25 protein-coding genes are annotated in these 25,730 nt (G+C 71.6%); 12 read left to right on the forward strand and 13 right to left on the reverse strand.

Going from position 1 to position 25,730, the window contains the following annotated elements:
* Nucleotides 1–49 precede the first annotated feature (49 nt).
* From AQJ84_RS13260 to AQJ84_RS13270, 3 genes are all read left to right on the forward strand, one after another.
* Entirely contained in the window at nucleotides 50–2,308 is a 2,259-nt protein-coding gene (locus AQJ84_RS13260) for a S1C family serine protease (protein ID WP_225889091.1), read from the forward strand.
* A gap of 275 nt (nucleotides 2,309–2,583) precedes the next feature.
* Nucleotides 2,584–3,021: a sec-independent translocase gene (locus AQJ84_RS13265; RefSeq protein ID WP_030038319.1), complete on the forward strand. Its 438-nt coding sequence runs from the start codon at nucleotides 2,584–2,586 to the stop codon at nucleotides 3,019–3,021.
* Nucleotides 3,022–3,250: 229 nt separating this feature from the next.
* The gene (locus AQJ84_RS13270; protein ID WP_030038318.1) at nucleotides 3,251–3,907 is read left to right on the forward strand and encodes a hypothetical protein; all 657 of its coding nucleotides are present in this window, start codon (nucleotides 3,251–3,253) and stop codon (nucleotides 3,905–3,907) included.
* Between the two features lie 120 nt (nucleotides 3,908–4,027).
* Here AQJ84_RS13270 and AQJ84_RS13275 read toward each other — a convergent pair whose 3' ends face one another.
* Genes AQJ84_RS13275 through AQJ84_RS13285 form a run of 3 tightly spaced genes read right to left on the reverse strand, consistent with a single transcriptional unit; the run spans nucleotide 4,028 to nucleotide 7,077 of the window.
* Nucleotides 4,028–5,161, reverse strand: a complete 1,134-nt coding sequence (locus tag AQJ84_RS13275) for an Mrp/NBP35 family ATP-binding protein (protein WP_030038317.1) — start codon at nucleotides 5,159–5,161, stop codon at nucleotides 4,028–4,030.
* 43 nt (nucleotides 5,162–5,204) lie between these two features.
* Nucleotides 5,205–5,801 (reverse strand): DUF1003 domain-containing protein, encoded by a 597-nt coding sequence (locus tag AQJ84_RS13280; protein WP_053190329.1) that lies wholly within the window; start codon nucleotides 5,799–5,801, stop codon nucleotides 5,205–5,207.
* On the reverse strand, nucleotides 5,791–7,077 hold the full coding sequence (locus tag AQJ84_RS13285; RefSeq protein ID WP_053190330.1) for a magnesium transporter MgtE N-terminal domain-containing protein: 1,287 nt from the start codon (nucleotides 7,075–7,077) through the stop codon (nucleotides 5,791–5,793). Before AQJ84_RS13285 ends, AQJ84_RS13280 begins: the two co-directional genes overlap by 11 nt.
* 223 nt (nucleotides 7,078–7,300) lie before the next feature.
* Here AQJ84_RS13285 and AQJ84_RS13290 point away from each other — a divergent pair, with 223 nt between their 5' ends.
* Nucleotides 7,301–8,056, forward strand: a complete 756-nt coding sequence (locus AQJ84_RS13290; protein WP_030038313.1) for a hypothetical protein — start codon at nucleotides 7,301–7,303, stop codon at nucleotides 8,054–8,056.
* Nucleotides 8,057–8,081: 25 nt separating this feature from the next.
* On the opposite strand, the gene AQJ84_RS13295 is transcribed toward AQJ84_RS13290, so the two are convergent.
* Entirely contained in the window at nucleotides 8,082–8,594 is a 513-nt protein-coding gene (locus tag AQJ84_RS13295; protein WP_030038312.1) for a hypothetical protein, read from the reverse strand.
* A gap of 23 nt (nucleotides 8,595–8,617) precedes the next feature.
* Nucleotides 8,618–9,739, reverse strand: a complete 1,122-nt coding sequence (locus AQJ84_RS13300; protein WP_030038311.1) for a magnesium and cobalt transport protein CorA — start codon at nucleotides 9,737–9,739, stop codon at nucleotides 8,618–8,620.
* A 512-nt stretch (nucleotides 9,740–10,251) separates the two neighbouring features.
* On the opposite strand from AQJ84_RS13300, the gene AQJ84_RS13305 reads away from it, so the two are divergent.
* A complete protein-coding gene (locus AQJ84_RS13305; protein WP_030038310.1) occupies nucleotides 10,252–10,839 on the forward strand; it encodes a suppressor of fused domain protein in 588 nt (195 codons plus the stop codon).
* Nucleotides 10,840–10,865: 26 nt separating this feature from the next.
* On the opposite strand, the gene AQJ84_RS13310 is transcribed toward AQJ84_RS13305, so the two are convergent.
* Nucleotides 10,866–12,101, reverse strand: coding sequence for an MFS transporter (locus tag AQJ84_RS13310; protein ID WP_053190331.1), 1,236 nt, complete (start codon nucleotides 12,099–12,101; stop codon nucleotides 10,866–10,868).
* Between the two features lie 162 nt (nucleotides 12,102–12,263).
* On the opposite strand from AQJ84_RS13310, the gene AQJ84_RS13315 reads away from it, so the two are divergent.
* The 3 genes from AQJ84_RS13315 to AQJ84_RS13325 all read left to right on the forward strand — a co-directional run bounded on the left by AQJ84_RS13315 (nucleotide 12,264) and on the right by AQJ84_RS13325 (nucleotide 14,620).
* Nucleotides 12,264–12,905: a DUF6758 family protein gene (locus AQJ84_RS13315; RefSeq protein WP_030038306.1), complete on the forward strand. Its 642-nt coding sequence runs from the start codon at nucleotides 12,264–12,266 to the stop codon at nucleotides 12,903–12,905.
* 113 nt (nucleotides 12,906–13,018) lie between these two features.
* On the forward strand, nucleotides 13,019–13,876 hold the full coding sequence (locus AQJ84_RS13320) for a PHP domain-containing protein (protein ID WP_030038305.1): 858 nt from the start codon (nucleotides 13,019–13,021) through the stop codon (nucleotides 13,874–13,876).
* 138 nt (nucleotides 13,877–14,014) lie between these two features.
* Nucleotides 14,015–14,620, forward strand: a complete 606-nt coding sequence (locus AQJ84_RS13325) for a MarC family protein (RefSeq protein WP_030038304.1) — start codon at nucleotides 14,015–14,017, stop codon at nucleotides 14,618–14,620.
* 106 nt (nucleotides 14,621–14,726) lie between these two features.
* Here the strand turns inward: AQJ84_RS13325 and AQJ84_RS43460 are convergent, their stop codons facing one another.
* Nucleotides 14,727–14,879 carry a hypothetical protein gene (locus AQJ84_RS43460; RefSeq protein WP_164872996.1) on the reverse strand — a complete coding sequence of 51 codons (153 nt, stop codon included), beginning with the start codon at nucleotides 14,877–14,879 and terminating at the stop codon, nucleotides 14,727–14,729.
* Nucleotides 14,880–15,109: 230 nt separating this feature from the next.
* Here AQJ84_RS43460 and AQJ84_RS13330 point away from each other — a divergent pair, with 230 nt between their 5' ends.
* Nucleotides 15,110–16,003: an NYN domain-containing protein gene (locus AQJ84_RS13330; RefSeq protein ID WP_030038303.1), complete on the forward strand. Its 894-nt coding sequence runs from the start codon at nucleotides 15,110–15,112 to the stop codon at nucleotides 16,001–16,003.
* Nucleotides 16,004–16,021: 18 nt separating this feature from the next.
* On the opposite strand, the gene AQJ84_RS13335 is transcribed toward AQJ84_RS13330, so the two are convergent.
* Together AQJ84_RS13335 and AQJ84_RS43725 are read right to left on the reverse strand one after the other, a co-directional pair.
* Nucleotides 16,022–16,912: an alpha/beta fold hydrolase gene (locus AQJ84_RS13335; RefSeq protein ID WP_030038302.1), complete on the reverse strand. Its 891-nt coding sequence runs from the start codon at nucleotides 16,910–16,912 to the stop codon at nucleotides 16,022–16,024.
* Nucleotides 16,913–17,093: 181 nt separating this feature from the next.
* Nucleotides 17,094–19,640, reverse strand: coding sequence for a DEAD/DEAH box helicase (locus AQJ84_RS43725; protein ID WP_053190300.1), 2,547 nt, complete (start codon nucleotides 19,638–19,640; stop codon nucleotides 17,094–17,096).
* A gap of 464 nt (nucleotides 19,641–20,104) precedes the next feature.
* On the opposite strand from AQJ84_RS43725, the gene AQJ84_RS13345 reads away from it, so the two are divergent.
* Nucleotides 20,105–20,860, forward strand: coding sequence for a ferritin-like fold-containing protein (locus AQJ84_RS13345; protein ID WP_030038300.1), 756 nt, complete (start codon nucleotides 20,105–20,107; stop codon nucleotides 20,858–20,860).
* A 179-nt stretch (nucleotides 20,861–21,039) separates the two neighbouring features.
* Here the strand turns inward: AQJ84_RS13345 and AQJ84_RS13350 are convergent, their stop codons facing one another.
* The 4 genes from AQJ84_RS13350 to AQJ84_RS13365 all read right to left on the reverse strand — a co-directional run bounded on the left by AQJ84_RS13350 (nucleotide 21,040) and on the right by AQJ84_RS13365 (nucleotide 22,937).
* Nucleotides 21,040–21,309, reverse strand: a complete 270-nt coding sequence (locus AQJ84_RS13350) for a hypothetical protein (RefSeq protein ID WP_030038299.1) — start codon at nucleotides 21,307–21,309, stop codon at nucleotides 21,040–21,042.
* A 181-nt stretch (nucleotides 21,310–21,490) separates the two neighbouring features.
* Nucleotides 21,491–21,718, reverse strand: coding sequence for a DUF3107 domain-containing protein (locus tag AQJ84_RS13355; RefSeq protein ID WP_019754243.1), 228 nt, complete (start codon nucleotides 21,716–21,718; stop codon nucleotides 21,491–21,493).
* A gap of 147 nt (nucleotides 21,719–21,865) precedes the next feature.
* Nucleotides 21,866–22,519, reverse strand: a complete 654-nt coding sequence (locus AQJ84_RS13360; protein WP_030038298.1) for a TetR/AcrR family transcriptional regulator — start codon at nucleotides 22,517–22,519, stop codon at nucleotides 21,866–21,868.
* Between the two features lie 193 nt (nucleotides 22,520–22,712).
* Entirely contained in the window at nucleotides 22,713–22,937 is a 225-nt protein-coding gene (locus AQJ84_RS13365) for a hypothetical protein (protein ID WP_030038297.1), read from the reverse strand.
* Nucleotides 22,938–23,100: 163 nt separating this feature from the next.
* Between AQJ84_RS13365 and AQJ84_RS13370 the strand changes: the two genes are divergently transcribed.
* Complete coding sequence (locus AQJ84_RS13370) at nucleotides 23,101–24,111, forward strand: alpha/beta fold hydrolase (RefSeq protein WP_030038296.1); 1,011 nt, start codon at nucleotides 23,101–23,103, stop codon at nucleotides 24,109–24,111.
* A gap of 8 nt (nucleotides 24,112–24,119) precedes the next feature.
* Nucleotides 24,120–25,718: a DUF3152 domain-containing protein gene (locus tag AQJ84_RS13375; RefSeq protein WP_053190301.1), complete on the forward strand. Its 1,599-nt coding sequence runs from the start codon at nucleotides 24,120–24,122 to the stop codon at nucleotides 25,716–25,718.
* The last annotated feature ends 12 nt before the right edge of the window (nucleotides 25,719–25,730 follow it).

A 25,730-nucleotide genomic window follows, 5' to 3' on the forward strand; every position in this document is an offset into this window, starting at 1 on the left:
GGGCCCTTCGGCCCCGGCCGAGGGTTCCGGGCCGACGGGGGATGAGGGGATGCCGGGAGTGACGGACGGCGCCGAGGGCGCGTCCCGCGTCGGCGACGGCGACGGGGACGGCGACTTCGAGCTGAGGGCACCAAAGGCCCCGTCCGGTGCGGGGGGCGACTTCGAGCTGAGGCCTCCTGCGGAGGGTGCCGAAACGCCCGGCGACTTCGTGCTGGCTCGGCCCGGTGGGCCGTCTGCCGGGGCGGAGCAGTCGAGGGACGCCGCGGGCGCGGGTCTCGCCGTCGACGAGGTCGTCGCCCCGACCGCGGAGCGTGCGCCCGGGGCGGTTGCCGAGAAGGTGGCGGACGGTCTGCCGGACTTGGACCCGGACCCGGACCCGGACCCGGACCCGGACCCGGACCCGGACCCGGACCCGGACCCGGAGCCAGGGCCGGACCCCGCGTCGGAGCGGGCGAGGGATGCCGAGTCGGGGTGCACCGAGGCGACGCCCTTCGAGCAGCCCGCGGTGCCCGTCGCCGACTCTCCCCGCCCGCTGCACGACCCCGACCCCTACAGCACCCCGCCGTACGGCCGGCCGGGCCCCTGGGCCCCCGCGCCTCCCGTGCAGCACCCGGCGACCACACCGCCACACGGCCCGGCGGCACCGGCACCGCCAGCGGCACAACCGCCCGGCCCGGCCGCCTACGCCCAGCCCTCGGCTCCTCACGCCCAGCCCTCGGCTCCTCACGCCCAGCCCTCGGCTCCTCACGCCCAGCCCTCGGCTCCTCACGCCCCTCCTCCGGCCTCCGGGGCCGGCGGCCCGGCCCCGGCCCTCGCCGCGCCCCCGCCGGCCCAGGGCATGCCCTCAGTGCCCCCGCAGCGCACCCCCGCGCCGGGTGCGCACTCCGTCGGCCCGGCTCCCGCCCCGGCCTCCGGCCCGCGCCCCGGCCCCGTGCCGGCGCCGCCCACCGGCTCGGCCCCGCCCAGCGCGGCCCAGGAGCCGCCCACCGCCCCCGCAGCAGCCTTCGCACCCGGCGTCGCCCACGAACCGCCCGCCCCGCTTCCCGCCCTCCTCGACGGGCCTCCGGAGCCCCAGGAGCCCGCCACCGCCACCCCCTGGCAGAACTACGACCCCTGGGCCCCCGTGACCTCCCCGTCCGCCCCCCTCCACCAGACCGGCGCGGCCGTCGCCACCCAGGAGCAGCGGCGCAGGCGGAAGCGGCGGGGGATGGTCGGCGGGGCTGTGGTGCTCGCTCTGGTGGCCGGTGGCGTCGGAGGCGTCGTAGGGGCGTCTCTGGAGCGCAACGGTGGGGTCGGCGGGCTGGAGCTGCCGCAGGCCGGGGCGGAATCCGTCGAGCGGGCGCCGGACAGTGTGGCCGGGATCGCCGCGCGAGCCCTGCCCAGCGTGGTGACCCTGCACGTGAGCGGGGCCGGAGAGTCCGGTACCGGCACCGGGTTCGTGCTGGACGACCGGGGTCACATCCTCACCAACAACCATGTCGTGGAGCCCGCCGCCTCCGACGATGAGACGGGCGAGATATCGGTGACCTTCCACAGCGGCGACACGGCGAAGGCCACCGTCGTCGGCCGGGACAGCGGCTACGACCTCGCCGTCGTCCAGGTCACCGGTGTCCGCGGTCTCGAGCCGCTGACCCTCGGCAACTCCGACAACGTCCAGGTCGGCGACCCCGTCGTGGCCATCGGCGCCCCCTTCGACCTGGCGGGCACCGTCACCTCCGGCATCATCAGCGCCAAGGAGCGGCCCATCACGGCCGGTGGCGAGAGCGAGGACGGCAGCGACGTGTCCTACGTCGACGCCCTGCAGACCGACGCTCCGATAAACCCCGGCAACTCCGGCGGGCCCCTCCTGGACTCCCGGGCCCGCGTCATCGGCATCAACTCCGCCATCCGCTCCGCCGACGGCGGCACCGACCCGGACGGCGGCCAGGCAGGCTCCATCGGCCTCGGTTTCGCCATACCGGTCAACCAGGGCAAGCGCGTCGCCGAGGAGTTGATCAACACCGGCAGGGCGACCCACCCGGTCATCGGCGTCACCCTCGACATGGACTACGTCGGCGACGGCGCCCGGGTCGGCACGAAGGCCGGCGACGGCGGCCCGGCGGTCACCGTCGGCGGGCCCGGCGACCGGGCCGGCATCAAGGCCGGCGACGTCATCACCGCGGTCGACGGCCGGCGGGTCCACTCCGGCGAGGAGCTCATCGTCAAGACCCGCGCCCACCGCCCCGGCGACCGTCTGGAACTCACCGTGCGGCGCGACGGCAGGGAACGGACCATCTCGCTGGTGCTCGGCGCCTCCGACGGCGGCTGACCGGGGGACGGCGACCTGGGGAGCGCGGACCGGAGAGCGGCACCGGACAGACCGCCGATACTCACAGAAACATCACAAAAACGGGCCCGCCGACCGCCCGAACGGCGGCCCCACCAGGCAAACAACCCACAAAACCCCACACGTCCCCGCACTCGGAGGGCCCGGGACAGTACCGGTCGTACCGGATCGCCGGGTACCGTGGACCCGGCCCGGACCACGGAAGACCGCACAGACCACCGAGGGCCGCGGACCGAGGACATCGCAAGGAGCTTCAGGTGTTCAATGACATAGGACCGCTCGAGCTGGTGACGCTCGTTGTCCTCGCCGTGCTCGTCTTCGGTCCGGACAAGCTCCCGAAGGTCATCCAGGACATCACGCGGACCATCCGCAAGATCCGGGAGTTCTCGGAGAGCGCCAAGCAGGACATCCGCACCGAACTGGGCCCGGAGTTCAAGGACTTCGAGTTCGAGGACCTGAACCCCAAGACGTTCATCCGCAAGCAGCTGGACAACGAGGACCTGGGGCTCAAGGAGATCCGCAACGGATTCGACCTGAAGAAGGAGATGGCCGAGGTCACGGACGCGGTCCACAGCCGCGAGTCGGACTCCTCGTCGTCCTCCGGGTCCTCCTCGTCCTCCGGCGGCACGGTCGACATGACGAAGAAGCCCGAGACGCCGGACGAGCGCCCTCCGTACGACGCGGACGCCACCTGAGCCGTGCGCCGGGGCGCACGCTCCGCCGTACGTGACGCGTTTCATACCCTTCACACCCCTGCCACGGCCTGAACCCGTCCCTTCGGGCGACCCACGCGCCGGGCGATTCCCCTGCTGCTCGCAGCGGTGTGGCTATGCTGCCGAGTTGTTGTGCGGGCCGTACGCAAACCAGCAACGCCGCCCGAAGGGGGGCGGGCCGGTCCGACGAGAGCGAGGAGGCGTCCGGGACATGGAGACGACGAGTCAGGCAGTCGCGCAGTCGCCGGCCGCGGAGGGCGGACAGCAGGTCCCCTCCGCCCGGCGCACGGTCGACGGCTACCTGCTGGCGCCCTTCCCGTGGTACGGCCTCGACGAGGCCTTCACGGGGCCGCGCTGGCTGATGCAGGTCGGAACGGCCGCCGACGGTGCCGTCGAGCACGGTTCCGTCGGGCACGGCGACGAGCCCTCCGTGCGGAACGAGGCGTCGGAGGACAAGGAGAAGTTCGCGGTGGTGGTCACCGTCGCGGCCAACCCCGTGCGGCGCAGCGCCGACGGCACGGGCCTCCTGGAGGCCACCTCGGTGTCCTCGGCGGCCTGGCTCGCGGGGGTGGGACTGCTGTCCTTCACCTGGCCCGGCCAGATGGACCACAGCCTGCGCGACGACTGGCTGGACCAGCAGACCGAGACCGCCTGGGCCCTCGCGGACGACCTGGACGGCTCCGACTGGTCGACGCTGTCCCTCCCGGTGGACGGCGTGCCGACGCCCTTCCACTACCGCGAGTCGGAGTTCGGCTGGGTCCTGGCCGGTTCCACGGAGGCGGGGGTGCACGTGGGGGCGTACGGAAGAGGGATGAGCGCGTACGGTCTCGGCTTCGCCATGATCAAGGACATCGGCACGTACGCATGACATCAGCGCGTACGCATGAGATCAGCACGCATGAGATCAGCACGCACGTGAGCAGCACGTACGCATGAGAAAGGGGCGCCGGTGTGTTCGGCGCCCCTTCGCTGCAGGGGTTCCAGAGTTTTAGAACTTGTTCCTCGGCGTGATGCCCAGGGACAGTCCCGACAGGCCCCGCTGCCGTCCGCCCAGCTTGCCGGCGATCGCCCGCAGGGCCGCGCCCGCCGGGGAGTCCGGGTCGGTCAGGACGACCGGCTTGCCGTCGTCGCCGCCCTCGCGCAGGCGGACGTCGATGGGGATGCTGCCGAGGACCGGTACCGACGCGCCGGTGGTGCGGGTCAGGCCGTCGGCGACCGACTGGCCGCCGCCCGTGCCGAAGACGTCGACCATCTCGTCGCAGTGCGGGCAGGGCAGGCCGGACATGTTCTCGACCACGCCGACGATCTTCTGGTGGGTCTGCACGGCGATGGAGCCCGCCCGCTCGGCCACCTCGGCGGCGGCCTGCTGAGGCGTCGTCACGACCAGGATCTCGGCGTTCGGGACCAGCTGGGCGACGGAGATGGCGATGTCGCCGGTGCCCGGCGGGAGGTCGAGCAGGAGGACGTCCAGGTCGCCCCAGTACACGTCCGCCAGGAACTGCTGGAGGGCGCGGTGGAGCATCGGGCCGCGCCAGACGACCGGGGCGTTGCCCGGGGTGAACATGCCGATCGAGATGACCTTCACGCCGTTCGCGGACGGCGGCATGATCATGTTCTCGACCTGGGTGGGACGGCCCTCGGCGCCGAGCATGCGCGGCACGCTGTGGCCGTAGATGTCGGCGTCGACGACACCGACCTTCAGGCCGTCGGCCGCCATCGCCGCCGCCAGGTTCACCGTGACCGACGACTTGCCGACGCCGCCCTTGCCGGAGGCGACCGCGTACACCCGGGTCAGCGAGCCCGGCTTGGCGAACGGGACCTCGCGCTCGGTCTGGCCGCCGCGCAACGCGGTCGCCAGCTCCTTGCGCTGCTCGTCGCTCATCACGTCCAGGGTCACGTCGACGCGGGTCACGCCCTCGACTCCCGAGACCGCCTCCGTCACGCGCTGCGTGATCGTCTCGCGCATCGGGCAGCCGGAGACCGTCAGGTACACGGTGACCGCGACCGCCCCGTCCGCACCGATGTCGACCGACTTGACCATCCCCAGTTCGGTGATGGGTCGGTTGATCTCGGGGTCGTTCACCGTCGCCAGTGCCTCGCGCACCGCGTCTTCGCTAGCCATAAGGACGATGGTACGGCGCTCGGCGGGGACGCAGGGATGCCCGTCACCGGTCGTCTACGTCACGTCCGTGCGAACGTTCTGCCGGGAATACGACATGCCCGTCCCGCCGCTCCTCCAGTTCCTTCACCAGGTCCTGCAGCTCGGAGCGGATCCAGTCGCGGGTCGCGACCTCGCCGAGGCCGATCCTGAGCGAGGCGATCTCGCGGGTCAGGTACTCGGTGTCGGCGATCGACCGCTCGCTCGCCTTGCGGTCCTGTTCGAGGTTGACCCGGTCGCGGTCGTCCTGCCGGTTCTGCGCCAGCAGGATCAGCGGGGCCGCGTAGGAGGCCTGCAACGACAGCATCAGGGTCAGGAAGATGAACGGGTAGTTGTCGAAGCGCAGGTCACGGGGCGCGAAGATGTTCCACAGCACCCACATGATGATGACGATGGTCATCCAGACGATGAACCGTCCGGTGCCCAGGAAGCGCGCGATGCGCTCCGAGAGCCGTCCGAAGGCCTCCGGGTCCCACTCGGGCAGGAGCCGGCGCCGGGGCGGGCGGGGCTGGTCGAGCCGCGGGCGGGAGCGGGTGGTGGCGGTCGCGCCCGCCAGGGTGCGCTCCCGGGCTGCCTCGCGGGTGCTCTCGCGCTCAGGAGCCATGGGGGGCCACCTCCTCGCCCTCCTCGAGGTGGAACTCGGTCTCCCGCCAGTCGTCGGGCAGCATGTGGTCCAGCACGTCGTCCACGGTGACCGCGCCCACCAGCGACCCGGCCTCGTTCACGACGGGCGCCGCCACCATGTCGTACGTCGCGAAGAACCCGGCGACGACCGGCAGCGCCGCGTCCGGGGCGAGGGACTGCAGGTCGTCGTCGATGATCGAGCTGACCAGGGTGTACGGAGGGTCGCGCAGCAGGCGCTGGAAGTGGACCGTGCCGAGGTACTTGCCGGTCGGGGTCTCGTCGGGCGGACGGCAGACGTAGACCTGGGCGGCGAGGGCGGGCGAGAGGTCGGGGTTGCGGACGCGGGCGAGGGCGTCGGCGACGGTGGCGTCGGGCCGCAGCACGATCGGCTCGGTCGTCATCAGACCGCCGGCCGTGTGCTCCTCGTACGCCATCAGACGCCGCATGTCGGCCGCGTCGTCGGGCTTCATCAGGCTCAGCAGTCGTTCCTTGTCCTCCTCGGGCAGCTCGCCGAGCAGGTCGGCCGCGTCGTCCGGGTCCATGGCCTCCAGGACGTCGGCGGCCCGCTCCTCCTTCAGCTTGCCGAGGATCTCGATCTGGTCGTCCTCCGGGAGCTCCTCGAGCACGTCGGCCAGGCGGTCGTCGTCGAGGGCGGCGGCGACCTCGACGCGCCGCTTGGGGGAGAGGTGGTGCAGGACGTTGGCGAGGTCGGCGGGGCGAAGCTGCTCGAAGGTGGCCAGGAGGCTCTCGGCGCCCTGTCCGTGCTCCTCCAGGGCGAAGCCGGTGACGGCGGACCACTCGACGGTCAGTGTCTCCCCCTTGCGGCGGAAGGCGCCGCCCTTGCCGCCCTTGCGGACGAAGACACGGTCGATCTCCCAGTCCCGGCGGGCCGGCAGCTGCCGCACCGCCACGTCCAGGACCGTGACCTCCTCGCCGGTCTCGACGAGGGTGACGCGCCGGTCGAGGAGCTCACCGAAGACGAGCCGCTCGGTGGGCCGCTGCTCGAAGCGCCGGACGTTGAGCACGCCGGTCGTGATGACCTGGCCGGACTCGATGCCGGTGACCCGGGTGATGGGCAGGAAGATGCGGCGGCGCGTGGCGAGTTCGACGACCAGGCCGAGCAGGCGGGGTGGTCGCCGGTTGACGCGCAGCATGACGACCAGGTCGCGCAGGCGGCCGACCTGGTCGCCGGCCGGGTCGAAGACGGCGACGCCGGCGAGGTGCGAGACGAAGATCCGGGGGGCGCCCGCTGCCATGGCTGTGCTTCCTTTTCGTGCGGGGTTCGTGGGGAGTTGCGTCCTGGGGTGCTGGGAGGGTCTCTTTTCCGAATTGCCCGCTCGGATGGGCTTCAGGCTAGCCCGTCCCGATCGGATACGCGCTGGTGGCCGGTCCGGACGGACTGGCTCCGCCCGCACGTGCGGGCCCCGGTACGCTGCGGTACGCCGCTGAAGGACCCTTGTCAGAAAGGCAGCCCCACCTGTGACTGCGATTCCCCGGCGCCGTACCCGCAGGGCCGCACTGGCGGGTGCGGTGTGCGCCCTCGTCGTGACGGGGACGGGCCTGACGGGATGCGGTGAGGACCCGGACGCGGGGACCAACGGGGTCGGCAAGCTGCCGGCCGACCAGATCCAGTCCCGGACCCGTGGCGCCGCCAAGTCGGCGCAGGCCGTGCGGCTGTCCGGCAGCGTGGTCACCAGCGGGCGTACGTACAAGCTCGACATGCGCCTGAAGGCCGACGGCGGCTCCGGTTCGGTCACCGCGGAGGGGACGACCTTCCAGTTGCTGCGGATCGGTGAGCATCTCTTCCTCAAGGCGGACGCGGAGTTCTGGACCGACGCGGACGGCAAGGGCGACGGCTCCGACGCGGACGCGGCGGCGGCCGACAAGCTGGACGACAAGTACGTGAAGGTGCCGCAGGGCGACCCCTCGTACAAGAAGTTCAGCGGTTTCACGGACATGGACGTCCTCCTCGACGGTCTGCTGACGTTGCACGGCGAGCTGGGCAAGGACGGCCACCACGAGCAGGCGGGCGTCCGCACCATCCGCATCACCGGCGAAGAGGGCTCCGGCGGCACGCTGGACGTCTCCCTGGAGGGCAAGCCCTATCCGCTCCGCCTGGTGCGGGCCGGTGGCGCGGGCACCCTGACCTTCTCGGCCTGGGGCAGGACCTTCGCCCTGACCGAGCCCGGGAAGGACGAGACGGTGGACTACGGCAAGCAGCTGCCGACCTCCTAGGACGCCCCGGCCCGGCCGGCCCGGGTCACCGCCGTTTGCGCTTCTTCAGCAGCAGCCGCGGCAGCCCCGCCGGCATCGGTTCGCGCGTCGTCGCCGACGTGGGCAGCGGTGCCTCGGCGAGGTCGGTGGCGGGCAGCGGAGAGGTGGTGCCGGTCGGCTCCAGGCGCAGTACCCGGCACTCCCGGGCCCACCGCCCTGTCATGGCCTCGCCGTCCGGGGCGTTCAGCCGCTTGCCCTTGAGCTCGGCCACCGCCGCCTCCCACGCGGGCGAGCCGGGCGCGAGCTGCACGACCCGGGCCGTCCAGGACACCAGCCGGCCGCCCTTGTCCTTGCTGCGGACCGTGACTTCCGCCGTGCTGCCGTCGGCCAGCCCCGGCAACGGCTGCTCGCCGGGCCCGTCACCGACCAGGCAGGCGGCGCCCTCGTGCCACACGTGCCACAGCGCGCGGGCCGGGCCGCCGGGACCCGCGACCCAGATGAGGCCGGACTTCTTGGTGGCCTCCTCGACGAGGGCCTGGTCGAGCAGCTCGCTTGTCATGGGCTCAGCCTATCCACGCGCCCTCACAGCCAGCCGTTGCGCTTGAGCGTGCGGTGGATGCCCAGACACAGGATCACGGTCACGCCCATGATCACCGGGTAGCCGTACCTCCAGTGGAGCTCCGGCATGTGGTCGAAGTTCATGCCGTAGACGCCGCACACCATCGTCGGTACGGCGATGATCGCGGCCCACGAGGTGATCTTCCGCATGTCCTCGTTCTGTGCGACGGACGCCTGCGCGAGGTTGGCCTGGAGGATCGAGTTGAGCAGCTCGTCGAAGCCGAGGACCTGCTCCTGGACGCGGGCGAGGTGGTCGGCGACATCCCGGAAGTACTTCTGGATGTCCGGGTCGATCAGCCGCATCGGACGCTCGCTCAGCAACTGCATGGGCCGCAGCAGCGGCGATACGGCCCGCTTGAACTCCAGCACCTCACGCTTGAGTTGGTAGATCCCCGCCGAGTCGACACCGCGCGAGACCCCGCCCTTGCGGCCCGGCGAGAAGACCTCGGTCTCCACCTCGTCGATGTCGTCCTGCACCGCGTCGGCGACCGCGATGTAGCCGTCGACGACATGGTCGGCGATCGCGTGCAGCACCGCCGAGGGGCCCTTGGTGAGCAGCTCGGGATCGTCCTGGAGGCGGTGGCGCAGCGCCCGCAGCGAGCCCTGGCCGCCGTGCCGGACGGTGATGACGAAGTCCCGGCCGGTGAAGCACATGACCTCACCGGTCTCGACGACCTCGCTGTTGGCGGTGAGCCGGTCGTGCTCGACGTAGTGGATGGTCTTGAACACGGTGAACAGGGAGTCGTCGTACCGCTCCAGCTTGGGCCGCTGGTGGGCCTGCACCGCGTCCTCGACGGCCAGCGGGTGCAGCCCGAACTCGCCGGCGATACCGGAGAATTCGGCCTCGGTCGGCTCGTGCAGACCGATCCACACGAACCCCCCGTCGCGGCGCACCACGCGCATCGCCTCGTGCGGGGTGAGCGGCTGGGGCGTCTGGACGCGGGCTCCGTCGCGGTAGACGGCGCAGTCGACGACCGCGGACGGCGTCGAGGGGTCACGGGTGGTGTCGTAGACACTGCCGCTGTCCTTGCGCAGGGAGACGCGGGACGGGCGGACCACGGCACGCAGGTCGCGGATCATCGACATGGCAGGCTCCTTCGTGACAGGCAACGAAAGGCCGCCGACGACGGGTGGAACTGCCCGGAATGGGGACGTCCGACAAGGGGTCTCCCCGCCGTTCGAAGCAGGGAAGGATGTTTGGCACGTCCACAAAGCGGGGAGCACCGCACCGTCGCGGTGGCGAGCTTCGCTACTGATACAGCTGCGGGTTCAGCTCAGACAGATCAGGTAAGACGAACGAAGCGCTCTTCCGCGGTGAAGCGAGTGCGAGAGGTGGCGGCCAGCCAGAGCCAGATAGCTACATCAGCGGCGGGAAGAGCGGGTGCTACTGCACGGTCGACTTCGGTCCATTGCAGCCCCACCTCCTCCGGCCGGTCCCTCGGGAGGGACGATCCATTCCCCGTAGGGGAGTCTCATCGGCGTCGGGGCTTGATCGCGACGCTTCTGCGTGCTGCCCCGAACCACCGGCCCAGAGTAGCAGTCGCCTGAAGTGTCAAGGCGCTGCTTTGCCCGGCACTGACGAGTTCTATGCTCGCCGCATGGCTGATGTTCTTCCTCTGGTCGAGGCCCGGTTGCGCTCCGCGCTGGGCGAGCCGGACGCGCGCGCGGCGGTCACCTTCCTGGGCACGGACCGCGTCGAGGTGCTCCGCTTCCACGAGGGCGACATCGTCCGCTACGCCACGCTCGGCATGTCCGCGCAGCCCATGGCGGACCCCACCGCGGTGCTCGCCGACCCGGTCAAGGGCCCGCGCGCCGAACTGGTCCTCTCGGTGCGAGGCGGTCTCGCCGACACCGACAAGGTGCTGCGCCCACTCGCCGTCCTCGCCGCCTCTCCGCAGGTCGAGGGCGTGGTCGTGGCTCCCGGTGCCTCCCTCGACGTCGGTGAACCCCTGTGGCCCGGCGCCCCGTTCACCTCGGCCCTGGTCGCCGAACCGGGCGGCCTGGTCGAGGACCTGGAGCTCGACGAGCCCCTCGACCCCGTACGGTTCCTGCCGCTGCTCCCGATGACGCCGAACGAGGCGGCCTGGAAGCGCGTGCACGGCGCCCAGGCCCTCCAGGAGCGCTGGCTGACGAACGGGACGGACCTCCGGGATCCGTCCCGCAAGTCCGTCCCGCTCAGTGACTGATCTCACCAACCCGTGGCCGGATTCCGTCAGTTGGCGAAGACGGCGACGCTGTCCTCCGTCGCGTGCCGGGGCTCCAGCTCCTCGGCCTCGTGGGTGAGCGCCCTGCGCCGTACGACCACCACGAGCGCGCCCAGCACCGCGGTGACGGCCGCGACCACGAACGGGATGTGGATGTCGCTCCACTCCTCGATCTTCGGCGCGAAGAAGGGCGCGGCGGCGGCCGCGAACCACCGCACGAAGTTGTAGCCCGCGCTCGCCACCGGCCGCGGGGCGTCCGACACGCCGAGCGCCAGCTCCGTGTACACGGTGTTGTTCACGCCGATGAACGCGCCGGACAGGATCGTGCACACGACGGCTACGGTGTGGCTGCCGTAGCCGAGCACGAGCACGTCCGCCGCGAGCAGCACCAGCGAGCCGCCGAGCACCTTCAGGGAACCGAACCGCTCCTGCAGCCGCGGCGCCACGAGCACCGAGAACACGGCGAGCAGCACGCCCCAGGCGAAGAACACGGCACCGGACTTGTACGGGGTCATGTCCAGCACGAACGGCGTGAAGGCCAGCACGGTGAAGAACGTGTAGTTGTAGAAGAAGGCCGAGACGGCGGTGGAGGCGAGGCCGCCGTGGCCGAGCGCCTTGACCGGGTCGAGCAGCGAGGTCTTGCGGGCGGGCTTCGGCTGTTCCTTGAGGAACGCCGTGATGCACAGGAAGCCGATCGCCATCAGGAACGCGGTGCCGAAGAAGGGGTAGCGCCAGCTGGCGTCACCGAGCAGGGCGCCCAGCAGGGGGCCGCATGCCATGCCGAGGCCGAGGGCGGACTCGTAGAGCAGGATCGCGGCGGCGCTTCCGCCGGCCGCCGCGCCCACGATGACCGCCAGGGCCGTCGAGACGAACAGCGCGTTGCCCAGACCCCAGCCGGCCCGGAAGCCGACGAGTTCGCCCACCGAGTTCGAGGTGCCCGACAGCGCCGCGAAGACCACGACCAGCGCGAGACCGAGCAGCAGCGTCTTCCTGCCGCCGATGCGGCTGGAGACGAAGCCGGTGACCAGCATCGCGAGCGCGGTGATCAGGAAGTACGACGTGAAGAGCAGCGAGACCTGGCTGGCGGAGGCGTTCAGGCCCGAGGCGATGGACGGCAGGATCGGGTCGACGAGTCCGATGCCCATGAAGGCGACGACGGAAGCGCCCGCGGTCGCCCAGACCGCCTTGGGCTGCCGCAACAGCCCGCCGGCTCCCTCGTCGAAGGGGTCCTTGTTGTCTCCCATTCCTGTTCTCCCATCCCGACGAAGGTAGTTGGTATATGCACATAGTAAGTTAGGTCAGCTAAATAATGCAAGCTACACCTTGTTGGGTTCGGTCGACTGGTTCCGCCCGGACGGGTGATCAGTCCTTGACGTGGCGGAGCAGGGGTAGGACCGTGGGGCTCCATGAGGGGCGAACCCAGTTGCCCGAAGTGTGGTGGCCGGGTCAGGGCTCCCGGACTCTTCGCCGATACCTGGCAGTGTGATCTGCACGGCACCGTGCACCCGGTGCAGCCCGTGATCCCGCCCAGCGTCGAGGCCCTCGATGTCGTGGTGCATCGCACGCAGGTACCGGTGTGGATGCCGTGGCCGCTGCCCGTCGGCTGGCTGTTCACGGGCGTGGCCTGCGCGGGTGACGACCGCAGCGGAGGCCGGGCCACCGCCGTCGCGTGCTCGGGACCCGGGCCGCTCGGCGGCATGGGTGAGCTGATCCTGGTGGCCGAGGAACTCGGCGTCGGCCTGGGCGCGCGGTACGCGGGCATGGACGGGCCGGACCCGGGCCCGCACATGAACGTCGAGAAGCCGCCCCAGGCCAAGGTCCTCGCGGCCGGCCGGCCGACCCCGCTGTGGCATGTGGCCGACGCCCCCGACGACCGCGCGGTCTTCGCCGGCGAGGCGCTCGGGCTGTGGCTGTGGGCGGTCGTGTGGCCCGAGCAGTCCGGCCTGTTGATGTACGACGAACTGGTGCTGACGGACCTTCGGGACGCGGGGGCCGAGGTGGAGCTCGTTCCCTGCGGGGCGCTGTCGCCGCGCCTGCTCGAGCCGTGACACCCGCGCGCCGGTAGGGGTCACTCGGGGGTTGCGGGTGTGACAGGGGTGCTCGGAAACCCGGTTATCCTTGAGCGTCCCGTCCCGCCCCGTCACTGCTTGGAGTCCGCGTCGTGCGCATCGACCTGCACTGCCACTCCACCGCCTCCGACGGCACGGACACACCGGCCGAGCTGGTGCGCAACGCCGCCGCGGCCGGGCTGGACGTCGTCGCGCTGACCGACCACGACACCACTCGCGGGCACGCCGAGGCGATCGCCGCGCTGCCCGAGGGGCTCACCCTCGTCACCGGTGCCGAGCTGTCCTGCCGCATCGACGGCGTCTCCCTGCACATGCTGGCCTACCTCTTCGACGCCGAGGAGCCGGCGCTGCTCGCCGAGCGTGAGCTGGTGCGGGACGACCGGGTCCCGCGGGCGCGCGGGATGGTCGCCAGGCTTCAGGAGCTGGGCGTGCCGGTCACCTGGGAGCAGGTGGCGCGGATCGCCGGTGACGGATCAGTGGGGCGCCCGCACGTCGCGACCGCGCTCGTGGAGCTGGGCGTCGTACCGACCGTGAACGACGCCTTCACCCAGGACTGGCTGGCCGACGGCGGCCGGGCCCACGTGGCGAAGCACGAGACCGACCCCTTCGAGGCGATCCGGCTGATCAAGGGCGCGGGCGGCGTCGCCGTGTTCGCGCACCCCGGCGCCAGCAAGCGCGGGCACACGGTCCCGGAGTCCGCGATCGCCGAGATGGCGGCGGCGGGGCTCGACGGCATCGAGGTCGACCACATGGACCACGACCTGGACACCCGGGCCCGGCTGCGCGGCCTGGCCAAGGAGCTCGGGCTGCTGACCACCGGGTCCAGCGACTACCACGGCAGCCGCAAGACGTGCGTGCTCGGCGAGTACGTCACGGATCCCGAGGTGTACGGGGAGATCACGCGGCGGGCGACGGGCGCGTTCCCGGTCCCGGGAGCCGGCGGGATCTGAGGCCAACGCCTCTCACGCCTCACGCGTCTCCCACTCCCTCGCCTCACGGTCTCCCACTCCCTGCGCCCCTGTGCTTTCTCCCGCAGGGCCGCACGCGGTCCTCACGTCCCCGTCCCTCCGTCACTCAGCAAGGCCCTCATGTTCGACCTCGCCGTCTTCGGCTCCCTGTTCCTGACCCTCTTCGTCATCATGGATCCCCCCGGGATCACTCCGATCTTCCTCGCGCTGACCTCCGGGCGCCCCGGCAAGGTGCAGAGGCGGATGGCCTTCCAGGCCGTCTGTGTGGCCGGCGGGGTCATCACCGTCTTCGGGCTGCTCGGGCACCAGATCCTCGACTACCTGCACGTCTCCGTACCCGCGCTGATGATCGCGGGCGGGCTGCTGCTCCTGCTGATCGCGCTGGACCTGCTCACCGGCAAGACCGACGAGCCCAAGCAGACCAAGGACGTCAACGTCGCGCTCGTGCCGCTGGGCATGCCGCTGCTCGCCGGTCCGGGTGCGATCGTGTCGGTCATCCTCGCCGTGCAGAAGGCCGACAGCGTCTCCACGCAGGTGTCGGTGTGGGCGGCGATCCTCGCCATCCATGTCGTGCTGTGGCTGGTGATGCGGTACTCGCTGCTGATCATCCGGGTCATCAAGGACGGCGGCGTGGTCCTGGTGACGCGGCTCGCGGGCATGATGCTCTCCGCGATCGCCGTGCAGCAGATCATCAACGGGGTCACGCAGGTCATCCAGGCGAGCTGAGCTCCGGCCACGACGCGCAGAACCCCCGCACGGCGTCGGTGCCGTACGGGGGCTCTGAAGTCGGTCGGTCTTCGCTCGCGGATTCCTGCCCTGCGAGCTCTTTGCCCTACGAGGCCGAGGTCTCGGCCGGGCGAATCCAGAGGCGCTGCCCTATGGCGGCGGCCTGCTGCACGATCCGGTTGACGGAGGCGGCGTCCACGACGGTGCTGTCCACGGCCGAGCCGTCGACATCGTCGAGTCGCATGATTTCGAAGCGCATTGGCTTCTCCCTTCGTCTGGTCATCCTCCTGAGGAGAACTACTTGTGTTGCGTCCTGTGGTGCGACGTCTTCTGTAAGTAGTCAACGGGCTGCGTGTTACAAACATTCCCTACGCTAAAGAAATTTTTCGAACAGCTAACTACTGACCGGTAAGAGGTTCGGAACGGGTGTGAACGGGACTGACCGGGACCGGTTGTGTTCGCAGCGTGACCGCCAGGACAATGGAGGTGATGAACGACGACCTCGTGGCCCTCAGCACCCGCATCGACCACACGAACGAGCTGCTTCAGCGCATGCTCGCCGAGGTGGCGAAGACGCCCTCGACCCATGCGATCTTCGTCGACGCGGGATACCTGTACGCGGCCGCGGGACGTCTGGTCGCCGGGACGGAGGACCGCCGTGCCTTCGACCTGGACTCCGAAGGCCTCATCGAGGCCCTCATCGACAGAGCCCGCACCATCTTCGCCGACAGCCGGCTGCTGCGGGTCTACTGGTACGACGGCGCGCGACGCCGCATCCACACCGCCGAGCAGCAGTCCATCGCCGAACTCCCGGACGTGAAGGTCCGGTTGGGCAACCTGAACGCGAACAACCAGCAGAAGGGCGTCGACTCCCTCATCCGCTCCGACCTGGAGTCCCTCGCCCGCCACCGCGCGATCAGCGACGCGGCGCTCCTCGGCGGCGACGAGGACCTGGTGTCCGCCGTCGAGGCCGCCCAGGGGTACGGCGCCCGTGTCCACCTGTGGGGCATCGAGGCGCCGGAGGGCCGCAACCAGGCAGAGCCGCTGCTCTGGGAGGTCGACAGCCAGCGCACCTTCGACCTCGACTTCTTCAAGCCGTACGTCTCCCGCCGCACGCCTGTCGCCCAGGAACCGTCGGCGTCCCGCCCCACCCGCGAGGACGTCCGCTTCGTCGGTGCGCAGATCGCGGCGAAGTGGCTGGCGGCGCGGGGGCGTGAATCACTGGTCGAGCTGCTGCCGGGCCATCCCTACCTGCCCGGTTCGGTCGACCAGGACCTCCTGATCGAGGCGGAGGGCCTCCTGCAGTACTCGCTCCGCGGCCAGGCCGACCTGAGACGCACCCTGCGGGACGGCTTCTGGGAGCACCTGCAGGCCCAGTACTAGCCCGGTAGGGCCCGGTCGCTACCGGTCCGGGCCGGCCCCGTCGCCGCGGACGCCGTCCCAGAAGTCCGCGAGGGCGCGGGCGGTGGGCAGGGGCATGTCGGTGTTGGGGGAGTGCTGGGCACCCGGGACGACCGTCCGCCGGGCCTGCAGACGTACGGCCATCCGGTCCAGCAGGGTCACCGGCCAGGTGTCGTCGTGGTCGCCCGACAGGACGTGCAGCGGAATCGGCACGGCGGCCAGTTCGGCCACCCGGTCCGGTTCCGTGCACAACTGACCTCCCGTGGCACGGAGTTGGGCGGGCTTGTTGCCCAGCCAGCGACGGCGCAGCTGCTCCATGCCGCCGATGCCGCGGGCCGGCCCGCCGACCTCCTCCGGTGGGCCCATGGCCAGGATGGCCTCCCACACCTCGGACATGCCCATCACGTCGAGCGCGTCCCGCAACAGCTTCACGCGCTGCTGCTGGGAGTCGGAGATCTGCGCCGGGCCGGAGGCGACCAGGGTGAGCGAGAGGAAGGGGGAGTGGTCGAGCAGTACGGCCGCGCGGGCGATCTGGCCGCCGAGTGAATGGCCGAGCAGATGTACGGGCGCGCCGACGCTCTCGGCCTGCGCCAGTACGTCCCGCGCCAACTCCTCCCGCGCGTACGCGGATTCGTCGTCCTCGGGCCCGTCCGACTCGAACTGCCCCCGCCCGTCCAGGGCCACCACCCGGTACCCGCGGGCCGCGAGCGGTTCGTGCAGCAGCGTGAAGTCCTCCTTGCTCCCGGTGAACCCGGGCAGCATCAACACGGTGCCCTTCGGCTCCGCCCCGGCGGCCACGGGGGAGTCGACCGCGGCGAACTCCCCGCGTGCGGTGCGCAGGGGGTAGGCGCGGGCGTCGGGGGGCCGGGTGAAGGAGGCTTGGCTGCTCACGGGGGGAGGCTATCGGCTGGGGGTGGCGACCGGGCCCGGGGCAGGGCCCGCGGCAGGGGCAGGGGCAGGGGCAGGGGCAGGGGCAGGGGCAGGGGCAGGGCCTTGGCCGGGGTCGTGGTTCGGGCCCTGGAACGCCGACGGCCCGGCTCACACGAGGTGAACCGGGCCGTCGTACGGAGGATCAGCTCTCCGCGGACTCCGTGGCCGCCGCGGCCTTACGGGTACGGCGACGCGGCGTGGCCTCCGCCGCCTGCGCCGGGATGTCGGCGGAGGTGGCGGTCGCCGCGGTCTTGCGCGTACGACGGGGCTTGGCCTCCGCCGCAGCCTCGGCCGCGTCGGCCTCGACTGCCTTGGTGGCGGCTGCCTTGCGGGTGCGGCGCGGCTTGGCCACCGTGCCCTCGGCCGTGTCGGCGGCGACCTCGGCGGGAGCCGCGGCCGTGGCCTTGCGGGTGCGGCGCGGCTTGGTCGCCGTGCCTTCCGCGGTGTCGACGGCGGCTTCTGCGGTGGCCGCGGCCGCGGTCTTGCGGGTGCGGCGCGGCTTGGCCTCCACGGCCTCGGCCGTGTCGACCGCCGCCTCAGCGGTGGTCGCGGTGGCCGCGGCCTTGCGGGTGCGGCGCGGCTTGGCCGGCCCCGCCTCCGAGGCCGACTGGGCCGGGATCTCGGCCTCGACAGCCTTGGCGGCCGCTGCCTTGCGGGTGCGGCGCGGCTTGGTCGCCGTGCCTTCCGCGGTGTCGACGGCGGCTTCGGCAGCGGTGTCGGCGGTGGCCGGAGCCGCGGCCGCGGTCTTGCGGGTGCGGCGCGGCTTGACCTCCGCGGCTTCGGTCTCCGTGGCCCCGGTCGCCTCGACGGCGTCCACAACGGCCTCGGCGGTCTTGCGGGTGCGGCGGCGCGGCTTGGTCTCGACCGCCTCGGCGGTGTCGACGGCGGCTTCAGCCGCGGCCGGGGCGGCGGCCGCCGCCTTGCGCGTACGGCGACGCGGCGTGGTGGCGGGGACCTCGGCCTCCGGCAGCGCCGGCGCCTCGGACACCGTCTCCGGCGTCGTGGCCTGGGCGGTGTCGACCACCGGCTCCGCGGGCCTGCGGGTGCGGCGGCGGCGCGGCTTCGCAGCGGCCTCGTCGGCGTCCGCCGGGGCCGCAGTGCCCTCGGCCGTCGCGACGGCGGTCTGGGCGGCCTCGGTGACCGGCGCGATCTCGGACGCCGTCGGCTCGACGGTCACGGCTGCCGCCGTGGTCTCCGACGCCGCACCGCGGGTACGGCGGCGGCGACGCGGGGTGCGGGTCGCGGTGGCGTCCTCCGCCGCGGGGGACTCCTGCGGGGCGACGCTCTCGACTGGAGCGGTCCCGGCGGGAGCCGTCGTGTCCAGCGGGGCACCGTTGCGCGTGCGGCGACGGCGACGGGGCGTACGGGCCGCACGCTCGTCCTCGGCCGGCTGGGACTCGGCGCGACCGCCTCGGCCGCCGCGGTCTCCGCGACCACCGCGGTCTCCGCGACCACCTCGGTCACCGCGACCGCCCCGGTCTCCGCGACCGCGGCCACCCGGCTCGCCCAGGTCCTCGAGCTCCTCCGCGTCGAGCCCGGCGCGCGTGCGCTCCGAGCGCGGCAGGACGCCCTTGGTGCCCGCGGGGATGTTCAGCTCCTCGTAGAAGTGCGGGGAGGTGGAGTACGTCTCCGGCGGGTCGTTGAACTTGAGGTCCAGCGCCTTGTTGATGAGCTGCCAGCGCGGGATGTCGTCCCAGTCGACGAGGGTGATCGCGATGCCCTTGGCACCCGCGCGGCCGGTACGGCCGATGCGGTGCAGGTACGTCTTCTCCTCTTCGGGAGACTGGTAGTTGATGACGTGGGTCACGCCTTCGACGTCGATACCGCGGGCGGCGACGTCGGTGCAGACGAGGACGTCGACCTTGCCGTTGCGGAACGCGCGCAGGGCCTGCTCGCGGGCACCCTGGCCGAGGTCGCCGTGGACCGCGCCGGAGGCGAAGCCGCGCTGCTTGAGCTGGTCGGCGAGGTCGGCCGCCGTGCGCTTCGTACGGCAGAAGACCATCACGAGACCGCGGCCCTCGGCCTGCAGTATGCGCGCGACCATCTCGGGCTTGTCCATGTTGTGCGCGCGGTAGACGAACTGCGCGGTGTTCGCGACCGTCGCGCCCGCGTCGTCCGGCGACGTGGCGCTGATGTGCGTGGGCTGCGACATGTAGCGGCGCGCGAGGCCGATGACGGCGCCCGGCATGGTCGCCGAGAACAGCATGGTCTGGCGGCGGGCCGGCAGCATGTTGATGATCTTCTCGACGTCGGGCAGGAAGCCCAGGTCGAGCATCTCGTCGGCCTCGTCGAGGACGAGCGCCTTGATGTGCTTGAGGTCGAGCTTCTTCTGTCCCGCGAGGTCCAGCAGGCGGCCCGGGGTGCCGACGATCACGTCGACGCCCTTCTTGAGGGCCTCGACCTGCGGCTCGTAGGCCCGGCCGCCGTAGATGGCGAGGACGCGTACGTTACGGACCTTGCCCGCGGTCAGCAGGTCGTTGGTGACCTGTGTGCACAGCTCGCGCGTGGGGACGACGACGAGCGCCTGCGGGGCGTCGGTGAGGGCCTCGGGCTTGGCGCGGCCGGCCTCGACGTCGGCGGGGACGGTGACGCGCTCGAGGAGCGGGAGACCGAAGCCCAGGGTCTTGCCGGTGCCGGTCTTGGCCTGGCCGATGACGTCCTTGCCGGTCAGGGCGACGGGGAGCGTCATCTCCTGGATGGGGAAGGCGGTGACGATGCCGACGGCCTCAAGCGCTTCGGCCGTCTCGGGGAGGATTCCGAGCTCTCGGAAAGTCGTAGTCAGGGTGCTGCCTCTTCTGTGTGCGCGGCACGAGGGCGAGCGCGGGGGTCGTCTAGGACCGTGCTGGGGACGTCGACTACTGCCTTACGGGCGAGCCGTATGACACGGGACCACTGCCGACGCTCTAGCGCTCGAACCGCTGAGGGTCCCCCTCCGAATCGCGTACGCACGGTGTCGTACGTACCAGGAGGGCTGTCGGGTCGGAGCCGATCGGGCCACCGACCGGGCATCCTCATTCGTGCGGCCCGTCGAATAGTCGGCGGGCGCATTACCACTGTACCCCGGAAACGCGCACACGCGATGGCCGATTTGGTCACGTAGTCGTCGTCACACTGATTGACCAGGGACTTCCGACGCGCGGCGAGCCAGCTATTGTGCGCTTCATGACGACCTCTGACAAGCCTGACAACGCCTCCGCCGAAACGGTCGAACACACCGGAGTCGCCGCCCAGGACTGGACGCGGGCCTCCGCCGAACCTCAGTACCGTGCCGCGGTCGTCGACCTGCTCGGCGCGCTCGCGTACGGCGAGCTGGCGGCGTTCGAGCGGCTCGCGGAGGACGCGAAGCTGGCGCCGACGCTGGCGGACAAGGCGGAGCTGGCGAAGATGGCGTCGGCCGAGTTCCACCACTACGAGAAGCTGCGCGACCGGCTGACGGAGATCGGCGCGGAGCCGACCTCCGCGATGGAGCCGTTCGTCGCCGCACTGGACGGCTTCCACAAGCAGACCGCGCCCTCGGACTGGCTGGAGGGGCTCGTCAAGGCGTACGTCGGCGACTCGATCGCCAGTGACTTCTACCGGGAGGTCGCCGCCCGGCTCGACTCGGATAGCCGCGAGCTCGTCCTGGCCGTCCTCGACGACACCGGGCACGCCGGTTTCGCCGTGGAGAAGGTGCGCGCGGCCATCGACGCGGACCCGCGCGTGGGCGGGCGGCTCGCGCTGTGGGCGCGGCGCCTGATGGGCGAGGCCCTGTCGCAGTCCCAGCGGGTGGTCGCCGACCGTGACGCGCTGTCGACGATGCTCGTGGGCGGCGTCGCGGACGGCTTCGACCTCGCCGAGGTCGGCCGGATGTTCTCCCGCATCACCGAGGCCCACACCAAGCGGATGGCTGCACTGGGTCTGGCTGCTTAGCCGCGGCGCGGGCTGGTCGTCGACTGGGGCGCGGCGCCCGGGAGTTCGGCTGTAGCGGGGGGCTGGCAGTCGGCTGCGGTGCGGGCGTCGGCTGGTCGGCCGCGGCGCCGGGCTGGTCGCCCAGTCGCGCCTGAAGGTTGGCGAGACGCCGGGTCGGGCTGCTCAGTCGTCCTGGTCGGTCACGCCGGAGCCGAGCGCCGGCGGAGCCTTCCCGCCGGGCGCAGCAGCAGCGACAGCGACGCCACGGAGACGACGGCCGCGCCGCCGAAGATCAGCAGGACACCGCCGGCGTCCAGGGCGCTGTGGGTGAGGAAGGCCCCGAACATGGCTCCGGCCACACCCGTCGCCAGCACCAGGGAGCGGGTGGGCAGGCGATGGCCCAGCCGGTTCCCGGCCACCACGGCAAGGACGAGACCGAGCACCGCCGAGCCGAGCGCTTCCAACAACATCATGGGGTCCCTCCCACACGGCCACACTGCGCGTCACGGTCTAGCCCGTCATACCCGTGACCTGCGGAATGCAATCCTCCCCTGTGCGCGAGTTGTGCTCCATATGTGGAGGAAAAAATCCTGGGGAACACGAGAGGGGCCCGGCGACACTCGGTCGCCGGGCCCCTCTCGTCGCGTGTGACTACAGCGCGCCGAAGCCCACCTTGCGCGGGGCCGGCTCACCGAGCTCGACGTAGGCGAGGCGGTCGGCAGGGACGAGGACCTTGCGGCCGTGCTCGTCCACGAGGCTCAGCAGCTGCGACTTGCCGGCCAGCGCCTCGGACACCGCCCGCTCGACCTCCTCGGCACTCTGACCGCTCTCCAGAACGATCTCGCGGGGCGCGTGCTGCACGCCGATCTTGACCTCCACGGCTATGTCCCTCCGACGGTCAGTGAAGTGCGCGACCTTCCGCGCCGTACTCCGCACACATTAGCCCGGTGAGGGGACGTACACGCTCCGCGGGTGAACGCCAGGAGCGAACAGCGGGCGGGAACAAACCCTCGCGGTGGGCGACGGTCAGTGGTGGTCGGCGCCGTGGTCGGTGCCGTGCAGCGGGAAACCGGCGATGCCCCGCCAGGCCAGCGAGGCCAGCAACTGGACCGCCTGGTCGCGCGGGACGCTGCGGTCGCTGTGCAGCCAGGAGCGCGCCACCACCTGGGCGAGACCGCCCAGGCCGGAGGCCAGCAGCATCGACTCCGCGCGAGAGAGACCGGTGTCCTCCGCGATCACCTCGCAGATCGCCTCGGAGCACTCGTTGGTGACCTTGTCGACGCGCTCGCGCACCGCGGGCTCGTTCGTCAGGTCCGACTCGAAGACCAGACGGAACGCGCCGCCGTCGTCCTCCACGTACGCGAAATAGGCGTCCATGGTCGCCCGTACGCGCTGCTTGTTGTCGGTCGTTGACGCGAGCGCGGTGCGTACGGACTGGATCAGGGCTTCGCAGTGCTGGTCCAGCAGCGCGAGATAGAGGTCGAGCTTGCCCGGAAAGTGCTGGTAGAGCACCGGCTTGCTGACGCCGGCGCGCTCGGCGATGTCGTCCATCGCCGCCGCGTGGTAGCCCTGTGCCACGAAGACTTCCTGTGCGGCACCCAGCAGCTGGTTCCGTCGGGCACGGCGCGGCAGGCGCGTGCCTCGCGGGCGTGCCGCCTCTGTCTGCTCGATGGCTGTCACGCCGCCTCCCAAAGTCGTCCTCATGCGGTGAGCGCCGCGCCGCCATCGTACTTTTCGGTAACCGTGGTGTGCGCGGTGAGAGCGCAGAATTTCACGGACCGGACGCCGACGAAACGGGCGCAGACTCTCCCAAGCCGGGACGGAGCGGGCGGCGGGGAGGTCGCCGGGCCGTCGGCCCTGCTCAGTACGTACGTCACCGATAGTCGTCCTCGTCGAGGGAGACGACGCGGGCCTGCTCGATCAGATCCGCCTCGTTGGCGCGCTCCGGGTTCACGCCGGTCAACGGGTCGTCCCGGTCCGGCTTGACCTCCGTGAGCTGCTCGGCGGCATCGCCTTCCGGCGCTTCGACGTCGATCTCGGTGGCGGCCTCGGTGTCCTCTTCCGCGAACGTCGCGGGGTCGGTGGGGTCGACGGCCATGATGGGCTCCCTTCCTAGAACATCCCTGCGGGGAGCAGGGGCCACATACGGGTGCCCTGCGTACGAGCCTAGGAGACACCCGATCTGGACGCCATGCCATCCGCACGCCTTCTGTGACGGCGAACACATGAACCACTGCGTGATCGTCTCGTAACATTGCCGCATGTCTTCGACCGAGCTGCCGTTCGTGCCGCCCGCCACCGTGCTTCCCAGGGTGGCGCCCGTCAGGGTCGCGGAGGGTGAGCGGCTCAGGTCGGTCGGGCTGCCCGGGATCACGCTGACGGTGCGGTCGAGGCCGCCCGCGCGCGAAGGGCTGCCGCCCGCGCTGTGCGTGCACGGCCTCGGCGGTTCCTCGCAGAACTGGTCGGCGCTGATGCTGCAGCTGGAGGGCGCCGTCGACAGCGAGGCCCTCGACCTGCCGGGCTTCGGCGACTCCCCGCCGCCGGACGACGGCGACTACTCGATCACCGGGCACGCGCGCGCGGTGATCCGCTATCTCGACGCCTCCGGACGCGGCCCGGTGCACCTCTTCGGGAACTCGCTCGGCGGCACGGTCTCCACGCGCGTAGCCGCGGTACGGCCCGATCTGGTCCGCACCCTCACCCTCGTCTCGCCCGCGCTGCCCGAGCTCCGCGTCCAGCGCACCGCCGTGCCGACTGGGCTGCTGGCGGTGCCCGGTGTGGCCGGGCTCTTCACCCGGTTCACCAAGGAGTGGACGGCCGAGCAGCGGGTCCGGGGGGTCACGGCCCTGTGTTACGGCGACCCCGGGCGGGTGACGCCGGAAGGCTTCCGCCATGCCGTGCAGGAGATGGAACGGCGGCTGCAACTGCCGTACTTCTGGGACGCGATGACGCGGTCCGCGCGCGGGCTGGTGAACTCGTACACCCTGGGCGGCCAGCACGCGCTGTGGCGTCAGGCCGAGCGCGTCCTCGCGCCGACCCTCCTCGTCTACGGTGGCCGCGACCAGCTCGTCGGCTTCCGTATGGCCCAGAAGGCGGCCCGTGCCTTTCGCGACTCGCGTCTCCTCACTCTTCCGGAGGCCGGGCACGTGGCGATGATGGAATATCCGGAGACGGTGGCCGGCGCGTTTCGCGAACTGATCGCAGACAGTGATAGAGAAGGGGTGTCCGGCGGTAGGGCCGGGATGTCGGGCAGTACGAACTCGGGGAGCTGAGGGGCCAGGTGGGACGCCACAGTCGACGTGGACCAGCTCCCAAGAGTGGCCCCGAGGGGGGCGCCGCCGATCCCGCGGGCCGAGGCCGGACCCAGGTCCCTCCGCCCGCACGGCAGACACCGCCCCCACCGCAGCCGGGGTACGGCACGCAGGCCCAGGGGGCTCAGCGATACGCCGACGGGACGCCGGCGCAGGGTGTGCCGCGGTACTCGGACGGCACTCCGGCTCAGGGGGTGCCTCGGTTTCCTGACGGCACACCGGCCCGGGGGGTGCCTCGGTTTCCTGACGGCACTCCCGCTCGTGGGGTGCCGCAGGTTTCGGGCGGGACACCCGCGCGAGGTGTGCCGCGACTTCCCGACGGCACCCCGGCGAATGGTTTCCCCCGGGTTCGCGGAGACCACCCCGAGCAGCGTGAATCCGGTGGCGGCTGGGGGGAGTTGAACGGGCGCGGACCGGCCGGGCGCGGCAGGCCGGGCGGCGCGGGCGCTCCGGGCGCTCCGGGTGTCGGTCTGCCGCGGCAGCGACAGGGGCCGCCCACCGGCGCGACGGGGCCGAGGCAGGACTACCTCGACGCCTTCGAGCGGGAGGACGACGTCTTCGCGCCCCGCACCTCCGGCGCTTCGGGCGGCCGTCGAACGCTGTCGGCGCTCGCTTCCGACCCGATCGCCTCCCACCCGATCGCCTCCGACCCGTACTCCGGCGTCACGGCCTGGCCCGCCGAGGCCGGCCAGGACGACGGCGGGCGCGACGGCTTCGACGACGACGCGCCGCCCACGGGCGAGCCGACGGCTCCCAGGGGCGGCAAGGGGCGGACGTTCACCGGGATCGCGGCGGCCGCCGTCACCACCGTGCTGGCCGTGGTCGTGGCCGGTCAGGTCGCGAACGGACGCGAGGACGACGCCCTGCGGTCGCAGTCCGCCACCGACCAGGCCCGGGACGCCCGGGACTCCGCCTCGCGCGGGGACGGGCGGCCCACGCCCACCGGTTCGCCCGGCGTGGTGAAGCTGACGTACGCGCAGAAGATGGGCAGGACGTACGCGCTCGGCGCCACGCTCAAGGGCTCGGGGAAGTTCGACGCGGTCAAGGGGATCGACAAGGCGCCCGGCAAGGGGCGCAAGTACACCTACCGGGTGGACGTGGAGCAGGGGCTCGACCTCGACGGGGAACTCTTCGCGCGGGCCGTGCACGAGACGCTCAACGACGACCGGAGCTGGGCCCACAACGACGCCCGGACCTTCGAGCGCATCTACTCCGGCAAGCCCGACTTCGTGATCACCCTCGCCAGCCCCGGCACCACGGCCACCTGGTGCGCCAAATCCGGTCTGGACACCACCGTGGACAACGTGTCCTGCGACTCGGCGGCCACCGAACGCGTGATGATCAACGCCTATCGATGGGCGCAGGGGTCCGAGACGTACGGTGACGATCAGATCCATGCGTACCGGCAGATGTTGATCAACCACGAAGTCGGCCACCGGCTCGGCTACAGCCACGTCACCTGCGACAAGGACGGCGAGCTCGCGCCGGTCATGCAGCAGCAGACCAAGTTCCTCGATCATGACGGAGTTCACTGCCGAGCCAACGCCTGGGCGTATCCCGGGAGTTGACGGCCGGGGCGG

This window comes from Streptomyces resistomycificus (assembly GCF_001514265.1).
In the GTDB taxonomy this organism is placed as follows: domain Bacteria; phylum Actinomycetota; class Actinomycetes; order Streptomycetales; family Streptomycetaceae; genus Streptomyces; species Streptomyces resistomycificus.

Excerpts from the sequence above, each read along its gene's own strand:
- AQJ84_RS13260 (WP_225889091.1), top strand. The coding sequence starts at position 50 with ATGCCGGGAGTGACGGACGGCGCCGAGGGCGCGTCCCGCGTCGGCGAC.
- AQJ84_RS13270 (WP_030038318.1), top strand. The coding sequence starts at position 3,251 with ATGGAGACGACGAGTCAGGCAGTCGCGCAGTCGCCGGCCGCGGAGGGC.
- AQJ84_RS13275 (WP_030038317.1), bottom strand. The coding sequence starts at position 5,161 with ATGGCTAGCGAAGACGCGGTGCGCGAGGCACTGGCGACGGTGAACGAC.
- AQJ84_RS13280 (WP_053190329.1), bottom strand. The coding sequence starts at position 5,801 with ATGGCTCCTGAGCGCGAGAGCACCCGCGAGGCAGCCCGGGAGCGCACC.
- AQJ84_RS13285 (WP_053190330.1), bottom strand. The coding sequence starts at position 7,077 with ATGGCAGCGGGCGCCCCCCGGATCTTCGTCTCGCACCTCGCCGGCGTC.
- AQJ84_RS13295 (WP_030038312.1), bottom strand. The coding sequence starts at position 8,594 with ATGACAAGCGAGCTGCTCGACCAGGCCCTCGTCGAGGAGGCCACCAAG.
- AQJ84_RS13300 (WP_030038311.1), bottom strand. The coding sequence starts at position 9,739 with ATGTCGATGATCCGCGACCTGCGTGCCGTGGTCCGCCCGTCCCGCGTC.
- AQJ84_RS13305 (WP_030038310.1), top strand. The coding sequence starts at position 10,252 with ATGGCTGATGTTCTTCCTCTGGTCGAGGCCCGGTTGCGCTCCGCGCTG.
- AQJ84_RS13310 (WP_053190331.1), bottom strand. The coding sequence starts at position 12,101 with ATGGGAGACAACAAGGACCCCTTCGACGAGGGAGCCGGCGGGCTGTTG.
- AQJ84_RS13315 (WP_030038306.1), top strand. The coding sequence starts at position 12,264 with ATGAGGGGCGAACCCAGTTGCCCGAAGTGTGGTGGCCGGGTCAGGGCT.
- AQJ84_RS13325 (WP_030038304.1), top strand. The coding sequence starts at position 14,015 with ATGTTCGACCTCGCCGTCTTCGGCTCCCTGTTCCTGACCCTCTTCGTC.
- AQJ84_RS43460 (WP_164872996.1), bottom strand. The coding sequence starts at position 14,879 with ATGCGCTTCGAAATCATGCGACTCGACGATGTCGACGGCTCGGCCGTG.
- AQJ84_RS13330 (WP_030038303.1), top strand. The coding sequence starts at position 15,110 with ATGAACGACGACCTCGTGGCCCTCAGCACCCGCATCGACCACACGAAC.
- AQJ84_RS43725 (WP_053190300.1), bottom strand. The coding sequence starts at position 19,640 with ATGACGCTCCCCGTCGCCCTGACCGGCAAGGACGTCATCGGCCAGGCC.
- AQJ84_RS13350 (WP_030038299.1), bottom strand. The coding sequence starts at position 21,309 with ATGTTGTTGGAAGCGCTCGGCTCGGCGGTGCTCGGTCTCGTCCTTGCC.
- AQJ84_RS13365 (WP_030038297.1), bottom strand. The coding sequence starts at position 22,937 with ATGGCCGTCGACCCCACCGACCCCGCGACGTTCGCGGAAGAGGACACC.
- AQJ84_RS13370 (WP_030038296.1), top strand. The coding sequence starts at position 23,101 with ATGTCTTCGACCGAGCTGCCGTTCGTGCCGCCCGCCACCGTGCTTCCC.